Origin of the sequence: Sphaerisporangium perillae, assembly GCF_023276435.1 — a bacterium.
Classification (GTDB): Bacteria; Actinomycetota; Actinomycetes; order Streptosporangiales; family Streptosporangiaceae; genus Sphaerisporangium; species Sphaerisporangium perillae.
This window is the reverse complement of record NZ_JALLPO010000012.1, coordinates 19,448-36,318: the sequence shown is the minus strand read 5'-3', so window position 1 is coordinate 36,318 and position 16,871 is coordinate 19,448. Positions and strand designations below refer to the sequence as shown.

The following is a 16,871-nucleotide window of genomic DNA, read 5'->3' as shown; positions in this document are numbered from 1 at the left end:
AAGAGGTGGCGGGGATCAACGGATGTCACCACGAGGCGTGCCCGTCGCCGGGCTCCACGAGCGGCTCTTCGATGCGGCGGAGCAACTGCTCGTCCGCGATGGCCCCTCCGCGCTGGATAGCCGGAGCATCACGTCCGAAGCCGGCTGCGCGAAGGGGGTCCTGCACAACCACTTCGGCAGTCTCGACGGTTTCTTGACGGCATTCGCGGCCGACCGCCTTCGTCAACTGCTGAAGAACGCCACTCAACTGGCCGCACGGGCCGGCGAAGGAACCGTGATCGGGAACCTCACGACGACGGCGGTCTCGGTGTTCGGTTCCAGGTCAGTGGCGATCGCGAGCCTGCTGATGTCTCAACCGCAGCTCCAGTCGCGGGTACAAGAGGCGCTTGCGGTCGAGGGCAGCGGCGGCATCGAGGACCTGGAACGCACCTTCACCGAGTACTTCGCGGCGGAGAAGGAGCTGGGACGGATCAAGCTGCACGCCGACGCGGAGACACTGGCCCTGATGTTCGTCGGCGCACTGCACCACCTCTTCGCCACCGGCCGGTCCAGCCCCCACGATCTTGACGAGCGAGTTGAGAAGATCGCCGCCGTGCTGGTCGGCATCAACGAACAAAACGCTGACCAACGTTTTCGCGTGTCAACGCCTTGACGTCGGTCGGGGTGGCGTTGGTCATCGCGCACCACTACCCACGCGGCGGATACCCACAGGGCGGATGGTGATCTCAGGGCGTCGACTGGTCAGCGTTGCTGTCAGTGGCGAGACGGTGTCCCGCCGCATCGAGGACAAGATCGCCCCCTACGCGGCCGCGGTTGCACGACGACGAAGCGGCGGAGGCCGGGAACACGCCCGGCCAGGGGACCGCACGCCCCATCCTTCAGCCGGAGAACCCCGACCTCTCGCCCACTTCGGCCTGACCGACCGCGAACGGGGCGGTGAGCAGCAATGCCCCATCTACTGTCGGGCGTCTGCTGTCACCGGCGCAGTTGCAGCACGCCGGTTGGGTTGTCGTCGAGGAGTTCCTCGGGCAACAGGGACTGTGGCCAGTCCTGGTAGGCGATTGGTCGCAGCCAGCGCGCGATTGCGGTAGCGCCGACGGATGTGTGCGACGCCGCGGTGCTCGCTGGCCACGGCCCGCCGTGATGCATCGCCCAGCTTACCGCGACACCAGTCGGCCAGCCGTTCCAGATGAGCCGTCCTACTTTGGCCGAGAGCGCCTCTGCGATCGGCGCGGCAAGCTCTGCGTCACCGTCTTCTGCGTGCACCGAGGCCGTCAGGCTGCCCGGGAGCTGCGTGAGCACCGGCAGCAGCTGCGACGCGTCCGAGTACGTCACGACGAGACCGGCCGGACCGAAGCGCTCCTCGGTGAGGATGTCGCGTGCGCTGTGGAACTGGTCCAGCGATGCCCGGCGGATCTGCGCCGGGACGCTCCATGCGCCGTCGGACGTTCCGCTCGCCAGGAGCGGCAGGGATGCCCACACTTCGTCGGTCACTGCGGCCTGGAACCCGTCGTGGATCCGTTCGGTCAGCAGCGGCCCTACGGTGGTGGCCCCGACCGCATCGGCGATCGCGGTCAGCAACGCGGCATCGTCCGGCACGAAGATGACGCCGGGGTTTGTGCAGAATTGACCCGAGCCCAAGGTAAGCGAGGCAGCGTAGCCGTCCGCCAGTTCCGTGCGCCGTAGCTGCGCGGCGGAGGGGAGCACGACGACTGGGTTGATGCTCCCCAGCTCGCCGAAGAACGGGATGGGGTCCGGACGGCCGGAGGCGATGTCGAACAGTGCCCGCCCGCCGGCGAGCGAGCCGGTGAATCCGACCGCGCGAATGGCTGGATGCCGCACCAGCTCGCTCCCGGCGGACTTGCCGTACACGACCTGCAGGATGTCGGTTGGCGCGCCGGCATCGTGGAGCGCCTGGCGTACCACAGCGGCTACCTGTGCCGACGTGCGCGGATGCCCCTCGTGCGCCTTGACGACGACGGCGCTGCCGGCGGCCAACGCGGAGGCGGTATCACCACCGGCGACCGAGAAGGCGAAAGGAAAGTTGGACGCGCTGAAGACGCCGACCGGCCCGATCGGACGCAGCACGCGGCGCACATCGGGCTGGTTGCGTGCTGCGTCGTGCGGACAGATGATCGCGCCGAGATAGCCGCCGTCGCGGATCACGTCGGCGAACATCCGCAGCTGGCCGGTGGTGCGGCTCACCTCGCCTGTGAGCCGCGCGGAGGGTAGGCCTGATTCGGCCATCGCGGTGTCGACGAGGCCGGGCGCCGCGGCGTCCAGTGCGGCGGCGATCGCTTCGAGACAGGACGCGCGTTGCCTCCGCGGCGTCTGTGCCCATGTCGCATCGGCGAGGGCGGCGCGCTCGACCGTCGCGGCGAGTTCGGCGGAGGTGGTCTGCGCCACCGGGTCGTACACCCGCCGGCCGGTGTGCGGATCGAAGCTGAACAGCGGTTCCAGTTGAGTGTCCTGGGTCATCGGGCTCCTGTTCGGGGTAGGGGTCAACTCACCGTGCCTGCCGTCGTGCGATGTGCCCCAGCTCCTCGGCGGCGTGCACGAGTGCGGAGACGATCTGCGGCCGGTGTTCGTCGATGAGGCGCACCAGGGGGACGGAGCAACTCAGCGCGTCGATCGCGGGCTGTCGTCCGGGCACGGCCACGGCGAAGCAGCCGAGGCCCGGCGTGTTCTGCGCTTGTTCGAAGCTGTATCCGTCTCGTCGCGCCTGGTTCAGTTCCCCGATGAGCGTCTCCAGGTCGGTGACGGTGTCGGGGGTCAACCGCTCGAGGTCCTTCGGCAGCAGCGTGGCCACCTCCTCGTCGCTGCGGACGGCGAGCAGTGCCTTGCCGAGGGCGGTGGCGTGAGCGGGCAGGCGGCGTCCGATGCGGGAGCTGCTGCGGAGGTGATGAGCGGACTCGCGGCTCGCGAGGTAGACGATGTCAGACCCGTCGAGCCGCGCCAGGTGCACTGTCTCGTTGAGCTCGTTGCGCATTTGGGACAGCAGGGGCCCTGCGGCCTCGATCACCGGGTCGCGATCGAGGTAGGAGGCGCCGGCGCGTAGCGCGCGCAGCCCGATCGCGTAGGTGGAGTTCCGCTCGTCGGTTTCCAGCCAGGAGCGGGAGACGAGCGTCTGCAGCAGGTTGTGCAGGCTCGACTTCGGTACTCCAAGTTCGCGATGGATCTCGCTGAGGGTGAGCCGGCGCGGTGCGCCGGCGAGCAGCTCGAGCACGTCGATCGTGCGATCAGCGGACTTCACGGGCCCGGCAGCGGTCGTCGCCCGGCTGATTCTGTTCGTGCGCACATCATCGGCCAGGGGGGGGAACTCCGACATGTGTTGCCTTTCTGTAATCATTCGGACATTTGACCGCAATGAACAGTGACCATATTCTTGCACACCTGGTCAGCAGCTCGAACATGGTTCACATATGAGAACACATGGAGGGATCTTGCCGCAACTCAGCGGAGTGTTGTTTTTTCCTGTGACACCGTTCTCGCCTACCGGGGACCTCAACCTCCCCGTCCTGCGGAAGCATCTGGAGGACGGACTGTCCGCCGGGCCGGGCGGCGTCTTCGCCGCCTGCGGCACCGGCGAGTTCCATTCGTTGGGCCCCGCCGAGTCGGCCCAGGTGGTGGAGACGGCGGTGCAAGTCGTGGCCGGGCAGGTACCGGTGTTCGCCGGCGCGGGCGGCCAGGTCAGCGTCGCGGTCGAGCAGGCCCGCGCCGCGGCGCGGGCCGGTGCCGACGGCCTGTTGCTGATGCCGCCCTACCTGGTGGAGGGGCCGCCTCGAGGACTGGCCCGCTACGTCGAGACCGTCGCCGCCGCGACGGACCTACCGGTGATCGTCTACCACCGCGGCAACGCCCGGTTCGACCCGGAGTCCGCCGCGACGATCGCCGAGCTGCCCTCGGTCATCGGGCTGAAGGAGGGCATCGGCGATGTCGAGCTCATGACGCGGATCATCTCCTCGGTCCGCACCACGCTGGACGGTAGCGACAAGTCGTTCCACTTCTTCAACGGACTTCCCACGGCAGAGGTCACCGTCCCCGCGTATGCGGGCCTCGGCGTGCACCTGTACTCGTCCGCCGTCTTCTGCTTCGCCCCCGAGGTCGCACTGCGCTTCCACCATGCGGTCACCACGCAGGACGTGAAGCTCGTGCAGCGGCTGCTGGACACCTTCTTCGTGCCTCTGGTGGCCCTGCGCTCGAAGGTTCCCGGATACGCCGTGTCACTGGTGAAGGCCGGCGTGCGGCTCAGGGGACTCGACGTCGGCGGCGTGCGCCCGCCGCTGGTCGATCCCACCCCAGAGCACCTGGAGGAACTCCGCCGGATCATCGAGGAGAGTTCGTCCGGCGACTCTCCGTTCATCGCTGCTGATCAGGACACCAGGCAACACTAACCCCAGCTGCGCCACTGGGCTCGCGGAGCGGAAATGAGGAAGCGTGAACCTTCGAAGCGTCGTTAGGCGAACTACGACCATGGCTGTGGTGACGGCGCTGGCCGCCGGCGCGGCGGCGGCCTGCTCGTCCAGCGGGAGTTCGGGCTCGTCAGGGGGGTTGAACATCATCACCGCCGAGCCCACCAGTGGCCTGGACCCCAACACCGCGGTGACGCAGACGTCGCTGCGCGTCATGGAGCTCATCTACGACACACTGATCGACTACGACGCCAAGGGCAACCTGGTTCCTGACCTGGCGACGAAGTGGACGTCAGGCGCCGACGGCGCGAGCTACACATTCGCCCTCCGCGACGGAGCCAAGTTCAGCGACGGCTCCGCGATCACGGCGAACGACGTCAAGTTCTCTCTCGAGCGTGCGGCGAAGGGAGCCGCGCTCGGCGCGGCGCTGTCGGACATGAACTCGGTGGACGTCGTCGACCCGTCCACGGTGAAGGTGAACCTCAAGGAACCGTCCCGCGTGTTCCTCAACGCGCTGGCCCGGGTCGGCAACGCCGCGATCCTGTCGGAAAAGGCCGTCACCGCCGGCGGCCAGTCGTACTTCACCAAGCCGACGGCGACGTCCGGGCCCTGGTCACTGCAGCAGTGGACGCCGAAGAGCAGTCTGGCGCTCACCGCCAACGACTCGTACTGGCACACGGGGTTCCCGAAGATCAAGACGATCAACTACACGTTCAGTGGCGACAGTACGACCATCGCGTCGGCGCTGCAGGCCGGCACCGCGGACATGACCTTCCCGATGGCCCCCGAGGACGCCGTCCGGCTGCAGAAAGCCGGCGTGATCGATAACTACCCGACGCCGACCCCTGGCGTGATCATGTGGGGCCTGGACAAGACGAAGGCGCCGTTCGACGACGTCCGGGTGCGGCAGGCCGTGGCCTACATGGTTCCGCGTGCGGATAAGCAGACCGCGTGCTGGAACGGCATCGGCGTCGACGCGACCGGCGAGCTGATCTTCGAAGGCAACTGGGCGTACACGCCCGGGTTCGACAAGTACGGGGTGAGCAAGGACGAGGCTCTCGCCAAGGCGGGCGCGCTGCTCGACGAGGCCGGGTGGAAGATGGGGCCGGACGGTGTCCGGCAGGCCCAGGGCGTCAAGGGCGTCGCCGACGGGACGAAGCTCGCTGTCACCGTGCCGTACGAGAACCACTGGGCGCAGTCGCGCTGCCACACCCAGTTGCTCCAGTCGGACCTGAAGCCGCTCGGTGCGGCGATCACCCCTCAGGCCTACGATGACGCGACGTTCTATGCCGACGCGGGGAAGAACAAGTTCCAGATGTACCACGCGGGCAACCAGTGGGCGACGGTCGACGACGAGATGTCCCAGGCCTTCACCTGTAAGGGACAGGCCACCAACATCATGGCGAAGTGGTGCGATCCCCAGGTGGACGACCTGATCGCGCAGGCGCAGGCGACGCTCGATCTCGCCAAGGCGAAGCAGCTCTACGCGCAGGTTCAGCAGATCGTACAGGACCAGGTGCCGCTGATCGTGACCGGCAACCAGTACGCCGTGGTGGGCTTGGCGAAGCGGGTGCACGGCTACGTCGCGCGCACCGACGGATCGAATCGGCCGTTGATCGAGGCGACCTTGGGTTAGGAAGCGGGCCCGGGTGGTCGGCGGGAACGCTGTCCGGCCACCCGGTGCCGCTCATGGCTAGCGAAACGACTCCGGTGATCTGATTGCTCAAGTACGCGCTTTACCGGCTTTGCCTTGCGGTGCCGCTGCTGTTCTTGTTGTCCATCCTGACGTTCGTCTACATCCAGATCATTCCTGGCGACCCGGTGGCCGGCATGCTCGGCCCGGGTGGAACTCCTGCGCTCGTCGCGCAGCTACGCCACGAACTGGGCCTGGATCAGTCCCTTCCCAGCCAGTACTGGCACTGGCTGTCGAACCTGTTCGCCCACGGTGACCTCGGTATCTCCTTCATCACACGCCAGCCGATCACGCCGGTGCTGATGGACCGCATACCGGCGACGCTGCAGCTCACCGTGACGGGACTGATCTTCACGGTGGCCCTGGGCTGGCTGGGCGGCTTCCTCGCGGGCGCGTTCAAGGACACCTGGGCCGACCGGATGCTGTCCGGCATCACACTGGTCGGCCTGTCGACCCCCGTGTTCTGGATCGGCACGATCCTGATCCTGGTGTTCGCCGTGCACCTGCGGTGGCTGCCCGCGGGAGGTTACGTCCCGCTCGCCGTTGATCCGGTGCAGAGCATCAAGGACAGCTTGATGCCCGGCTTCGCGATGGGGCTCGGCCTCGCGCCCTACCTCGCGCGGATGACCCGGGCGGCGACGGTCGAAGTGCAGCACGAGCCGTTCCTGCGGCACGCGCGCGCCAAGGGCCTGCGTGGACGCACGATGCTGCTGCGTTACGCGGCGCGCAACGCGGTGCCGTCGACCATCGTGGTCATAGGCCTGCAGCTCGGAGCGCTGATCGGTGGCCAGGTGGTCGTGGAACAACTGTTCAACTGGCCGGGCCTGAGCCGGCTGCTCATCGAAGGCGCCGTCCAACGCGACTACTACATGGTGCAGGCGGTCATCTTGGTCATCGCGGTGCTCTACGTCGTGCTCAACCTCGCGGCGGAACTGGCGCACGCCGCCCTCGACCCGAGGATCCGGCTGTGACCGCGCCCGCGGCGTCGGCCGCCACGCCGGTCACGGCCCAGAGGCGGCGCGGCACGCTCCGCTCTCGCGGCCTGCTCAACGGACGGGTCGTGTTCGGCGGCACCCTCCTGTTCATCGTGGTCGCCGTCGCCGTGGTGGGGTTGGTGTGGACGCCGTACCCGGCGGACGCGACGAACCTGCAGGCGCGCTTCGCCGCGCCACAGTGGCTTCACCTGATCGGCACCGACGAACTCGGCCGCGACATCCTCAGCCGCGCCATGGTCGGCGCACAGACCTCGCTGATCATCTCTGCGTGCGCGGTCGGGATCGCGGCGGCGATCGGTACGGTCATCGGCTTTCTCACCGGTTACATGCGCGGCGTCATCGACATCGTGCTCAGCCGGGTCATCGACGCGATGCTCGCGGTTCCCGCGCTGGTCGTCGCGCTGGGCATCGTCGCGATGCTGGGCGCGTCGGCCACGTCGGTGACGGTGGCGCTGGCGGTGGCGTACACGCCGCAGTTCTCGCGGGTCTTCCGCGGCGTTGTGGTGGCGGCACGAGACCAGACCTACGTCGAGGCCTCCCGCGGGCTCGGACTCCCGGCGATCGTCGTCGTGGTCAAGGACCTGCTGCCACCCGTGCTGCCGATCATGGTCGTGCAGGTCACCACCTCGCTCGCCTGGGGGATCCTCGACGAGGCGAGCCTGGGCTTTCTCGGTCTGGGTGTGCAGCCGCCCGCGCCGTCATGGGGTTCGTTGCTCATCGAGGGCCGCCAGTACATGTACGACGCGCCATGGCTGCCGATCGGCGCGGGCGCCTTCGTCGTCGTCGCGGTGCTCGGCGTGAACATCCTCGGTGACGGGCTTCGGGACGTGCTCGACCCGAGGGCGTGGACCCGGCGACACAGCTACCGAAAGGGCGGTGCGAAATGACAGGGGCGACCACCACGAAACGCGAGACGCCCGAGGCGCTGCTCACGGTGCGCAACCTCTCCGTGCACTTCCGTACCGGCGACACGACCGTGCGAGCGGTGGACGACGTCTCGCTGTCGATCGGCCGCGGCGAGATCGTGGGGCTGGTGGGCGAGTCGGGATGCGGCAAGAGCACCCTCGGCATGTCGCTGCTGCGGCTCATCGAAGCACCCGGCGAGATCGTCGGCGGAGAGGTCATCTTCGACGGCCGCGACCTCGTTCCGCTCCCGGAGAAGGAGCTGCGCCGGATACGAGGCCGGGACATCTCGCTTGTCGTCCAGAACGCGCTGGCCGTGATGAACCCCGTGACGCGCGTCGGGGAACAGCTGACCGAGGTGCTCCGCGACCACGGACAGGCCGGCCGGGCCGACCGGCTGGTGCGGGCGCGGGACGTGCTGGCCTCGGTGGGCTTCCCGCGGCCGGCGCACAGCCTGCACTCCTACCCCCACCAGCTCAGCGGCGGCATGCAGCAGCGGGTCTCGATCGCCCAGAGCCTGCTGCTCGGACCGCGGCTGATCATCGCCGACGAGCCGACGACCGCGCTGGACGTGACCGTGCAGGCGCAGGTGCTGCAGTTGCTGACCAGCGCCTGCCGGACGCAGGGAACGAGCGTGCTGCTCATCACCCACGACCTCGGCGTCGTCGCCGAGACCTGCGACCGGGTGATGGTGATGTACGCGGGGAGAGTGGTGGAGAGCGGGCCGGTCCGGCAGATCTTCACCTCGCCGCGCCATCCGTACACCGTCGCGCTGCTGGCGGCGCTGCTGCCGCTGCGAGGCGCGCCGCCGCCGGTGCTCCAGGCGCTTCCCGGCCAGACTCCGCAGCCGAACGAGTGGCCCAGCGGGTGCCGGTTCAACCCGCGCTGCCCGCGCCGCGCCGCGCTCGGCGATCCCGCCATCTGCGAGGCGGAGGAACCCGCATTGCGCGATGTGGGCGCGCACGCTATCGCCTGTCACTTTCCGGGCGAGGACGCGGTAGGGACCGGAAGGGGTTCGGTGCGTGTCGATGACTAAGCCAGAGGTGGTATTCCGCCTGGAATCCGTGACCAAGGAATTCGGCGGTTTCCGCGGCTTGCTCGGTCTCAACAGGTCGGCCGGCGTGCGCGCGCTCGACGACGTGAACCTGGAGCTGCGCCGGGGAGAGGTGCTCGGGCTGGTCGGCGAGAGCGGGTCCGGGAAGACGACGCTGGGACGGATCCTCGTCGGCTCGGAGCGGGCGACGTCCGGTCAGGTGTGGTTCGAGGGCACCCATGCCGAGGCGCTGCGCGGGCGTGCGCTGCGCAACTTCCGCAAGAGCGTGCAGATGGTGTTCCAGAACCCGTTCACCTCGCTCAACCCGCGCCGCACGGTACGGGACGTGCTGCACTCCGGCTTCGCCGCTCGCGGGCTGCCCCCCGGCGCGGCGCGCGCGGCGGCGATGGCCGAACTGCTGCCGAAGGTGGGCCTGAGCGAGGCGATGCTCGACCGGTACCCACACGAGTTCAGCGGCGGGCAACGGCAACGCATAGTGCTCGCCCGCGCGCTGACCGTCGAGCCGTCCGTGCTCGTCGCCGACGAGCCGGTCTCGGCGCTGGACGTGTCGATTCAGGCGCAGATCCTCAACCTGTTCCTCAGCCTGCGCCGCGACCTGAAGCTCAGCATCGTGATGATCACCCATGACCTGCGGGTCGCCAACTTCCTCAGTGACCGCATCGCCGTGCTGTACCGCGGGCGGCTGGTGGAAATCGGCACGCGCGAGCAGATCATGGAGCACTCGCGGCACCCGTACACCCGGATGCTGCTGTCGGCGGCGCCAACCGGCGACCCGGACGCGCCCCACCACCGGCCGTGGCTCGCGGGAGACGCGACGCCGGCCGGGCCGATGTCCGGCGGGTGCGTGTTCCACGACCGGTGCTGGCTACGCAAGATCGTCAAGGATCCCGATCGGTGTGCCACCGTCCAGCCGCCGCTCACGGGGCTGGAGGAGGAGCACATGGCGGCCTGCCATTTCGCCGAGCAGACCCCGGCCGCGGCCGAGGTCTCCCTCGTCCCAGGGGAGGCGTCCGCATGACTCTGCCACGGATCGGGTTTCTCGGGCATGGCGCCATCGCGGTAGAGCACGCGCGCGCGTTCCGGCGAGCGGGCTGCACCCTCGCGGCGGTCATGGGCCCGGACGCCGAGGCGGCGGGAAAGTTCGCCGAGGAGCACGCGGTGGGCCGCGCGACGGACTCGGTCGCCGGCATCGTGGACGCCGAAGACGTCGACGCGGTGGTCATCGCCTCGCCCAGCGGCGAGCACGCCCGGCAGGCTCTCGCCGCGCTGTCCGGCGGGAAGCATGTGCTCTGCGAGGTACCTATCGGGCTGTCCCTGGCCGAGGTCACCGCCGCCGCCGAAGCGGCGGGCGATCTGATCGCGATGGCGTGCCACACCCAGCGCCATTTCCCTGTGGTGTCGGAACTACGCGCGAGGGTCGTCGCCGGCGACTTCGAACCGTTCAGCATCTCGACCACCTCGGCGATCTACCGCCGCTCGAACGTCGGCTGGACGGGAGAGCGGCGCACCTGGGTCGACGACATCGTCTGGCACCACACGACCCACGCGGTGGACACCAGCTTGCGGCTGCTCGACGACACCATCGAGTCGGTCCGGGCCCTGGCCGGTCCGGCGGACCCGGAGACCGGACGCCCGCTGGACCTCGCGGTCGGACTGCGGACCCGCACCGGCCGCCTCGCGACGATCGCCATGTCCTACAACGCGATGCGCCCGGTGAGCGAGGTGTCGGTCTTCGGCCGTTCGGAGACCGTACGGATCAGCGGCTGGCAACCCTCGCCCGCGGCGGCGTCCGATCCCAACGACCTGCTCGGGGACGCGGTGTTCGCGCAGGCCCAGACGTTCCTGCGTGCGATCGCCGACCGGTCCGGCTCCTGGCCGTCGTTCTCCGACGTGCTGCCGACCTATCGCGTGATCCAGCAGATCGACGACCAGATCCGTCAGGAGGGCTTCACCGCATGACCGCACCGACCCAATCGCCGGACCTCGCCACGCGGGTTCGTCACCAGTTCCCCGGGACCGGTTCCGGCGTCTACCTCAACAGCGCGGCGGAGAGCCTGTTCCTCGGCTCGCACGTACGCGCGATGAACGACTACGCCGCGCGCAAGAACCTCGGCGCGCGCGGCCGGGACGCCTGCGCCGAGGTCGAGGCCCACTGCCGCGCGCTGGCCGGCGAGTTGCTCTCGGTGGACGGCCGGCAGGTTGCCTTCCTCGCCAGCACCTCCCGCGGTCTCGACGCGGTTATCAAGACGATCCGCTGGATGCCGGGCGACAACATCGTCTTCGCCCAGTCGGAGTTCCCGAGCACCGCGTTCGCGGCCGTGCACCTGGCGGAGCTCGGCGTCGAGCGGCGGGTGGTGACCGGGGAGGACGGCCTCGTGCCCACCGAGACCTACGCCGCCCAGATGGACGAGCGTACGCGGCTCGTCGTCGCCAGCCTGGTCAGCTACGAGAACGGCTTCCTGGTAGACCTCCCCGCGCTCGCCGCCGCAGCCCACGAGCGCGGCGCGCTGCTTTTCGTCGACGCCGTGCAAGCCGCGGGCGCGGTTCCGTTCGACGCCGGTGTCGCAGACTTCCTCTGCGCCGGGACGTACAAGTGGCTGCTCGGAGCGCACGGCCTGGCGATCTTCTATGTCAACCCGGACGCCCTCGACCGACTCGCCCCGCCGTACGTCGCGTACCGGGGCGTCACCGACCTGTTCGCGGCCGACCGGCTGGAACGCTTCGAGCTGTACCCGGACGCGCGCCGGTTCGAGGAAGGCATGCCCAACTACCTCGGTCTGCACGTGCTGGAGAACGCTCTGGAGTTCGTGCTGTCCATCGGGGTCGAGGCCATCGCGTCACATAACGCCGAACTGGTGGCGGTGGCGATGCAAGGGCTGGCCGACCTCGGGGTGGCGCCGCTGACGCCGCGCGAGCCCGGGCGTCGCGGGTCGATCGTCTCCTTCGCCACCTCGCGGGAGGCGGAGATCACTCGCCGTCTCGGCGAGCACGGTGTCAGTGTGTGGGGGCGCGACGGCCGGGTTCGCATCTCGCCGCACATCTACAACACCGTCGCCGACGTGCAGGAGTTCCTGCGCCACTTGGCGCCCGTCCTGAATGAGGTGCAACAGTGACCGGCTCGTCCATCATCGACGCGCACACCCACGTCACCGCCGCCGCCGGCAGCGGCGTGCCGCGCAGCTCGCGGTTCCCAAGCGCGCCGACGTTCACGGCGCCAGTCGAGCAGCTGCTGGAAGCGATGGACGCGACCGGGGTCGCCCAGGCCGTTCTCATCCAGCCGAGCCTCTACGGATTCGACCACTCGCAGCTGCTGCGCTGCCTCGAGGCGCAACCGGACCGGTTCGTCGGCATCGCCTTGGCCGACCCGGTGGATCCGCGTTTCGTGGACCGGCTCCGCGAGCTGGTGCAGCGCGCGCCGATCCGGGGGTTCCGGCTCGCTCCGCTGATCGCGCCGGACCTGAGTTGGTTCGACGCGGCGGCCGAGCCGCTGTACAAGGCGGCCGCCTCTCTGGAGCTGAGCGCGAACCTTTTGATCCCTCCGGCCGTCCTGCCAGTGGTGGACCGGTGGGTCGCTGCGCATCCCGACCTGACGATCGTCATCGACCATCTCGCCCGCCCCGACCTTGACCCGCAGCGTCCGGGGACGGTCTCCGACGATCTGCTGCGGCTCGCCCGCTTCGACAATGTCCACATCAAGCTCTCCGCGCTGCCGGAGATGTCGACTCGCGCCTACCCGCACGAGGACGTGTGGCCGTGGGTGCGCACCGTCCTGGCCGAGTTCGGCGCGCGACGCCTGATGTGGGGTTCGGACTTCCCGTACACGACCGACGTGAACGGGTACGCGCAGGCACGCACCGTCCTCGACGCGTGCGAGCTCGGCAGCGCCGACCGTATCCAGATCCTGTCCGGCACCGCCGCCGCAATTTACCGACTGCCAGCACTCACCGAAGGGTCGAAACCGTGACAACTGCCCCGCTCCAACTGGCCGCGCGCTACTACCGCACCTTCCCGGTCGAGGCGCCGCTCGGCCACACGGAGGAGACGCTAGACCTCGACCCGCGCCGGACCGCCTTCCTGCTCGTCGACGTGAACGGTCTCGGCTTCGACCGCGATGAGCCGGCGCCGTCGCCGGACCTGCCCGCGTTGTACGCCGACCAGGCCAAGGCCAGCCGCGGGATCGTCGTCGACCACATCGTCCCGGCCAAGCAGGCGGCCGTCCGAGCCGGCATACCGATTGTCTACCTCTCCAACCACCTGTCGCCGACGCTGAACGAGCGCAGCGAATGGCGCAACATGTCGCTGCGCGTGCACAACATCGACGTCCTGCAGAGCTGGCAGGAGCCGAACGACATCTTGGCCTACTCCGACGTGGTCGCGCCTCGGCCAGGGGAGTACCTCGTGAAGAAGCAGCTCTACAGCGGCTTCTTCGAGACCCAACTGGACTCGCTGCTGCGTAGCCTGGACATCTACAACCTGGTCACCGTCGGCTTCGACAGCCGGATCTGCCTGCACACGACGGTGATCGACGCGATGTACCGCAACTACCGGGTGATCGCGCTGCGGGACGCGATCGGCACCTCGCCGCTGGCCAACGGCGACGACGCCGAGACCGGCGACGGAAAGTGGGCCGACGCCAACGCGGTGCGGTTCATCGAGACCAACGTCGGCTACACCGCGACGAGCGAGCAGTGGGTCGCGGCCTGCGACGCGCACACGACGGGGACGTCGGCGTGACCGAGCACTGGATCCGCTGCGGCGTCCTCGTCACCGGAACGGGCGAACCGCTGCGTCGTGACGCGGTGGTGCACGTCGTCGACGGCGTGATCGCGGGCGTGCACACCGCGGCCGAGTTGCCCAAGGACGCCGGCCCCGGCCGCCTCGTCGACCACTCGACCGCGACGGTCGTCCCCGGCTTCGTCGATGCGCACGTGCACCTGCTGTTCACCTGCGACCTCGATCACGAACGCACGCGCGCCGGCGTCGAGAACTCCACCCCGGCGGCGCTGGCGTTGATCGGCGCGCGTAGTGCGACGGAGTGCCTGCTCGGCGGCGTGACCACCGTGCGCGACTGCGGCGACATCGACTATGTCACCCTCGAAATACGGGATGCGGTCAACGCCGGCCGGGTGCCGGGACCGCGGATCCTCGCCGCCGGCCCGCCGATCACCACGACGGGCGGGCACCTGCATTGGTGCGGCAACGCGGCCGACTCCGTCGACGAGATCCGCAAGGCCACCCGCCGGCTCTGCACGCGCGGAGTGGACGTCATCAAGGTGATGGCCAGCGGCGGCAACATGACCCGTGGCTCGAACAAGCTGCAGCCGCAATTCCAGACGCACGAGATGCGGGTCGTGGTGGAGGAGGCGCACCGGCTAGGCCGGCGGGTGGCCGCCCACGCCCTGAACACCGAGAGCATCCGCCGCGCCGTGGCCGCCGGGGTGGACACCCTGGAGCACTGCATCTGGGTCGATGAGAAGGGCGCGCCCGACCTCGACCTTGATCTGGTGGACGAGATGGCGCGGCTCCCGGTGTCGGCGACGTTGACGATGGCCGGCATCGCCCGGGTGCTGCTGCCCGACGCCGATCCCGCGGACGCGGTGGAGCTGGGCGCGGCGCACGCCATGTCCGCGACCGGCAATCTGTACGACGACTTCGCCTTCGCACGCACCATGCGCACGGCCGGCGTGCACATGTCCGTCGCGAGCGATGCGGGCGTCCGGTTCACGCCGTTTCGCGAGTTCGGCCGGTCGGTGGAGTGCACGATGGAGGCGCTCGGCTTGTCGTACAGCGAGGCGATCGCGATGTCGACGCTGCGCTCGGCCGAGTCGCTGGGGCTGGCCGGCCAGATCGGCAGCATCGAGGTGGGCAAGGCCGCGGATCTGGTGGTGCTCGACGGTCTCGCCAACGAGGCGACGCGGCGCATCGCACCGATCCGCCAGGTATGGCGCGACGGCGCCGTGGTAATAGATGGCGGCCGGGTGGCCGTCCTGGAGGTGACATCGTGAACGAACAGATCAGGCAGCGGCTCGCCGACCTCGGACTGGAACTGCCGCGGCTGCCCGCGCCGCGCTACCAGTACGAGCCCGCGACCCGGACGGGCGATCTCTGGTTCTTCTCCGGCAAGACGCCGATCGTCGCCGGCACCGTGCAGCACCCGGGCCGGCTCGGGGACCTCTCCGTCGACGAGGGTCAGCAGGCGGCCCGCATCGCCGCGTTGAACCTCCTCGCGGCGATCGACACCGAACTCGGGCTCGAGAACGTCACCCGCGTCCTGAAGATTACCGGATTCGTCGCGAGCGCCGACGGTTTCGTCGAGCAGCCCAAGGTCGTCGACGCCGCATCCCAACTGCTCGTGGACGTGCTGGGCGACGCCGGCCGCCACGCGCGCTCGGCGGTCGGCGTCGCCTGGCTGCCTGGCAACGCGGCGGTGGAGGTCGAAGCGATCGTGTCCGGAGAAGGCAAGGAGATGGCATGACGCGCGTCCGCACCTACACGGTCGACGAGGTCCAGGAGCGCATAGACGCCATCCCCAGGGTGTCGCTGGCGCACCTGCCGACCCCGCTGGACGACTGCCCGAACCTCTCCCGCGAGCTGGGCCGGACGATCAGCATCAAACGCGACGACTGCACCGGGCTGGCGTTCGGCGGCAACAAGGTCCGCCAGCACGAGTTCATGCTCGCCGACGCGATTGCCGCAGGGGCGGACTGCGTCATCCAGGGCTCGGCCGCTCAGTCGAATCACTCGCGCCAGCTCGCGGCGGCCTGCGCACGGCTCGGCCTCGACGTCTACCTGGTGCCCAAGCTGGACGAGAAGAGCTCGCCGGTGCAGGGCAACTACCTCATCGACCACCTGATGGGCGCGACGATCCTCCCGATCGACGACGGCCAGAGCACCTCGGCCCGCAAGGCCGAGCTGGCCGAGGAGCTGCGGGCGCAGGGCCGCAGGCCCTACGTCGTCGGAATGGGGGCCACTCGGAGCCTGACGCTCGGCACCGTGGCCTACGTGCAGGCGCTGCTGGAGATTGTGCGCGCGCGGCCGGACGCCGTTCCGGACTGGATCTTCTCGGCGACGCAGGGAAGCACCCTCGCCGGACTGCAGCTCGGCTGCGAGCTACTCGGACTTCCGACTCGGCTCGTCGGCGTCTGCCCGATGACAGCCGAGCACGAGGCGTACCTGAGCCCGGAGCAGATCGCCGAACTCGCGCAGGGCGCCGCGGAACTTCTCGGCGTCACAACCCAGATCACCGCGGACCGGATCACCACGACGCAGGACTACGTCGGTGAGCGCTATGGCGTGCCCACCGCGGCAGCCGTCGAGGCGATCTACCGCCTTGGCGCGGCTGAAGGGATCTTGCTGGACCCCGTCTACTCGGGCAAGGGGTTCGCCGGCTTGCTGGACTACTGCCGGGCCGGTCACGTCCCGGAAGGTGACCGCGTGGTGTTCGTTCACACCGGCGGTCTTCCCGCGCTGTTCAGCTATTCCGAAGAGTTGACGGCAGGTGTGACCGGATGACTGGCTGGCAAGCTCGTCACGCGTCCGTCCGAAAGGCGATCACCACGACTGCGGTTCGGCCGAGACGGCAGATCAGTGCGAGGCCGACTTGTCCTGCTCGAAAATAGGATTCTGGGTCTGAGCTGGGCTTTCTTTGCTTGTCAGGCGGCGTTGGTGTACTGGTTGATCAGGCCGCCGAGGACCGGGCGGGGTGCGCCGGACCCGTGCAAGGCTCCCAAGCAGGCTCACGCAGCCGCAGACAAAGCCCCAGCTCACAGCCAGGTTCGAGTTGTCGAGCGGCACAGGCGGGGACGTCCGGGCAC

Annotated in this window: 16 protein-coding genes; 14 read left to right on the top strand and 2 right to left on the bottom strand. The window is 69.1% G+C overall.

Features of this window, described 5'->3' with window-relative positions; all coding sequences use genetic code 11:
- Positions 1-22 precede the first annotated feature (22 nt).
- Positions 23-652 carry a TetR/AcrR family transcriptional regulator gene (locus MYF83_RS13600; RefSeq protein WP_248960655.1) on the top strand — a complete coding sequence of 210 codons (630 nt, stop codon included), beginning with the start codon at positions 23-25 and terminating at the stop codon, positions 650-652.
- A 323-nt stretch (positions 653-975) separates the two neighbouring features.
- On the opposite strand, the gene MYF83_RS13595 is transcribed toward MYF83_RS13600, so the two are convergent.
- A complete protein-coding gene (locus MYF83_RS13595; RefSeq protein WP_248960654.1) occupies positions 976-2,478 on the bottom strand; it encodes an aldehyde dehydrogenase (NADP(+)) in 1,503 nt (500 codons plus the stop codon).
- A gap of 28 nt (positions 2,479-2,506) precedes the next feature.
- On the bottom strand, positions 2,507-3,253 hold the full coding sequence (locus MYF83_RS13590; RefSeq protein WP_248960653.1) for an IclR family transcriptional regulator: 747 nt from the start codon (positions 3,251-3,253) through the stop codon (positions 2,507-2,509).
- Positions 3,254-3,422: 169 nt separating this feature from the next.
- On the opposite strand from MYF83_RS13590, the gene MYF83_RS13585 reads away from it, so the two are divergent.
- The 13 genes from MYF83_RS13585 (at position 3,423) to MYF83_RS13525 (ending at position 16,569) form a co-directional block, all read left to right on the top strand.
- Positions 3,423-4,394, top strand: coding sequence for a 5-dehydro-4-deoxyglucarate dehydratase (locus MYF83_RS13585; protein WP_248960652.1), 972 nt, complete (start codon positions 3,423-3,425; stop codon positions 4,392-4,394).
- Between the two features lie 79 nt (positions 4,395-4,473).
- On the top strand, positions 4,474-6,048 hold the full coding sequence (locus MYF83_RS13580) for an ABC transporter substrate-binding protein (RefSeq protein ID WP_248960651.1): 1,575 nt from the start codon (positions 4,474-4,476) through the stop codon (positions 6,046-6,048).
- Between the two features lie 83 nt (positions 6,049-6,131).
- Positions 6,132-7,076, top strand: coding sequence for an ABC transporter permease (locus MYF83_RS13575; protein WP_248960650.1), 945 nt, complete (start codon positions 6,132-6,134; stop codon positions 7,074-7,076).
- Complete coding sequence (locus MYF83_RS13570) at positions 7,073-7,987, top strand: ABC transporter permease (RefSeq protein ID WP_248960649.1); 915 nt, start codon at positions 7,073-7,075, stop codon at positions 7,985-7,987. The genes MYF83_RS13575 and MYF83_RS13570 overlap by 4 nt, the downstream gene beginning before the upstream one ends.
- Entirely contained in the window at positions 7,984-9,039 is a 1,056-nt protein-coding gene (locus tag MYF83_RS13565; protein WP_248960648.1) for an ABC transporter ATP-binding protein, read from the top strand. The genes MYF83_RS13570 and MYF83_RS13565 overlap by 4 nt, the downstream gene beginning before the upstream one ends.
- Positions 9,032-10,075: an oligopeptide/dipeptide ABC transporter ATP-binding protein gene (locus MYF83_RS13560; protein WP_248960647.1), complete on the top strand. Its 1,044-nt coding sequence runs from the start codon at positions 9,032-9,034 to the stop codon at positions 10,073-10,075. The genes MYF83_RS13565 and MYF83_RS13560 overlap by 8 nt, the downstream gene beginning before the upstream one ends.
- Positions 10,072-11,016, top strand: coding sequence for a Gfo/Idh/MocA family protein (locus MYF83_RS13555; protein ID WP_248960646.1), 945 nt, complete (start codon positions 10,072-10,074; stop codon positions 11,014-11,016). The genes MYF83_RS13560 and MYF83_RS13555 overlap by 4 nt, the downstream gene beginning before the upstream one ends.
- Positions 11,013-12,170, top strand: coding sequence for an aminotransferase class V-fold PLP-dependent enzyme (locus MYF83_RS13550; RefSeq protein WP_248960645.1), 1,158 nt, complete (start codon positions 11,013-11,015; stop codon positions 12,168-12,170). The genes MYF83_RS13555 and MYF83_RS13550 overlap by 4 nt, the downstream gene beginning before the upstream one ends.
- On the top strand, positions 12,167-13,021 hold the full coding sequence (locus MYF83_RS13545) for an amidohydrolase family protein (RefSeq protein ID WP_248960644.1): 855 nt from the start codon (positions 12,167-12,169) through the stop codon (positions 13,019-13,021). The genes MYF83_RS13550 and MYF83_RS13545 overlap by 4 nt, the downstream gene beginning before the upstream one ends.
- Entirely contained in the window at positions 13,018-13,791 is a 774-nt protein-coding gene (locus MYF83_RS13540; RefSeq protein ID WP_248960643.1) for a cysteine hydrolase family protein, read from the top strand. The genes MYF83_RS13545 and MYF83_RS13540 overlap by 4 nt, the downstream gene beginning before the upstream one ends.
- Complete coding sequence (locus MYF83_RS13535; protein ID WP_248960642.1) at positions 13,788-15,062, top strand: amidohydrolase family protein; 1,275 nt, start codon at positions 13,788-13,790, stop codon at positions 15,060-15,062. Before MYF83_RS13540 ends, MYF83_RS13535 begins: the two co-directional genes overlap by 4 nt.
- Positions 15,059-15,532, top strand: coding sequence for a RidA family protein (locus MYF83_RS13530; protein ID WP_248960641.1), 474 nt, complete (start codon positions 15,059-15,061; stop codon positions 15,530-15,532). Before MYF83_RS13535 ends, MYF83_RS13530 begins: the two co-directional genes overlap by 4 nt.
- Positions 15,529-16,569, top strand: coding sequence for a D-cysteine desulfhydrase family protein (locus MYF83_RS13525; protein ID WP_248960640.1), 1,041 nt, complete (start codon positions 15,529-15,531; stop codon positions 16,567-16,569). The genes MYF83_RS13530 and MYF83_RS13525 overlap by 4 nt, the downstream gene beginning before the upstream one ends.
- The last annotated feature ends 302 nt before the right edge of the window (positions 16,570-16,871 follow it).

Coding starts and splice junctions, on each gene's coding strand:
- MYF83_RS13550 (WP_248960645.1), top strand. CDS start 11,013: ATGACCGCACCGACCCAATCGCCGGACCTCGCCACGCGGGTTCGTCAC.
- MYF83_RS13600 (WP_248960655.1), top strand. CDS start 23: ATGTCACCACGAGGCGTGCCCGTCGCCGGGCTCCACGAGCGGCTCTTC.
- MYF83_RS13580 (WP_248960651.1), top strand. CDS start 4,474: ATGGCTGTGGTGACGGCGCTGGCCGCCGGCGCGGCGGCGGCCTGCTCG.
- MYF83_RS13565 (WP_248960648.1), top strand. CDS start 7,984: ATGACAGGGGCGACCACCACGAAACGCGAGACGCCCGAGGCGCTGCTC.
- MYF83_RS13555 (WP_248960646.1), top strand. CDS start 10,072: ATGACTCTGCCACGGATCGGGTTTCTCGGGCATGGCGCCATCGCGGTA.
- MYF83_RS13595 (WP_248960654.1), bottom strand. CDS start 2,478: ATGACCCAGGACACTCAACTGGAACCGCTGTTCAGCTTCGATCCGCAC.
- MYF83_RS13525 (WP_248960640.1), top strand. CDS start 15,529: ATGACGCGCGTCCGCACCTACACGGTCGACGAGGTCCAGGAGCGCATA.
- MYF83_RS13585 (WP_248960652.1), top strand. CDS start 3,423: ATGAGAACACATGGAGGGATCTTGCCGCAACTCAGCGGAGTGTTGTTT.
- MYF83_RS13560 (WP_248960647.1), top strand. CDS start 9,032: ATGACTAAGCCAGAGGTGGTATTCCGCCTGGAATCCGTGACCAAGGAA.